Below are 1,193 nucleotides of genomic sequence, written 5' to 3' on the forward strand. Positions count from 1 at the left end.
GCGCTCTAGGTATGAGCGCTATTCTGTTGTTCTCAAGCAGTTGGCCTCATAGCTCGTTCAAAAAGCGTGCCGTCCCGAAGCATCGCATGCATCGTCACCGCCAGCTTCCTTGCCAGTGCAACGGCCGCCCGCTTAAAGCCGACGCGCTCCCTCAGTTTCAGCCCCCAAGCCCGCAGGTCACTTTCAGCTGAACTGCGGGTCAGAATAACGGATGCCGCCTCGTATAGGAGACCTCGGAGGTGATGATCACCCCGTCGGGATATGTGGCCCTTATAATCGACTTCGCCGGACTGATACCGGCGGGTTGTTAGTCCGACCCAGGCACCAACGGATCTGGATTTCCGGAAGTTGTCTGGACTTTCAATCGCTGAGACAAACGATGTCGCTGTAATAGCGCCCACTCCCGGGATCGACATCAGGATCCGGCAGCCATCGTTCTGTCGGGCTTCTGCGGCAATCTGGCGTGCAAGTCGGGCGGCCTGCAGACGGATAGCGCACCAAGCGTCGAGCATCGGCAGCAGGATTTCTGACAGCTTTGGTTGATCGGAAAGCAGGCGGCGTACGTGTCCTTCGAATGTGCTGCCTTTGCCGGCCGGGATAAGCAGCCCAAAAGTTTTCATGAACCCTCTGATATGATTGGAAAGATCGACTGTGATCCTGACCAGCCGGTTTCTGGCCGCGATCAAGGTCCGCACCAGCATGCTTTCAAAGCCTTTAACTCGCACCTCCCGGAAAAAGCCGATCTCGGCCAGATGCGCCAAACCGTCGGCATCATTCGCGTCGGTCTTGTTCGGTGCCATGTCGAGGGCTGACTTGGCGTGCCGGGCGTCAATGCAGATGGCGGGCAAACCTTCGGCCCGGAGAGCATGATAGAACCAGACCGACAAGGGGCCGGTCTCGAACACGATCCGATCAACAGCTTGTGCCCGCTTGCGTACCAGCTGCGCTATGACCGCGGGGTCGGAGACACATTTTCCGCGCCAAACACGCTCCCCATTGCGCCGGATCGACACAGCGGTTTCTTTCATAGAAACGTCCAGACCGATATAATCTTTCATGACTTTTCTCCATCAGATGTTTGGGCTCGCCGTCCAGTCGTGAGCCTGTGTCTTCATCATATCGGGGAGCAGCCACCCTGCTAGTCTTGGTGGGGCTTAGGAGGCCGAGGACCCGCGATTACCCCATGTCTGATC

Annotated in this window: 1 protein-coding gene; it reads right to left on the reverse strand. The window is 57.6% G+C overall.

Annotated elements, in window-relative coordinates:
* Positions 1-32: 32 nt before the first annotated feature.
* Positions 33-1,058 (reverse strand): IS110 family RNA-guided transposase, encoded by a 1,026-nt coding sequence (locus ABIE57_RS20535; RefSeq protein ID WP_354540894.1) that lies wholly within the window; start codon positions 1,056-1,058, stop codon positions 33-35.
* Positions 1,059-1,193: the final 135 nt, after the last annotated feature.

Source organism: Roseovarius sp. MBR-6, assembly GCF_040547525.1.
Classification (GTDB): Bacteria; Pseudomonadota; Alphaproteobacteria; order Rhodobacterales; family Rhodobacteraceae; genus Roseovarius.

Coding starts and splice junctions, on each gene's coding strand:
- ABIE57_RS20535 (WP_354540894.1), bottom strand. CDS start 1,058: ATGAAAGATTATATCGGTCTGGACGTTTCTATGAAAGAAACCGCTGTG.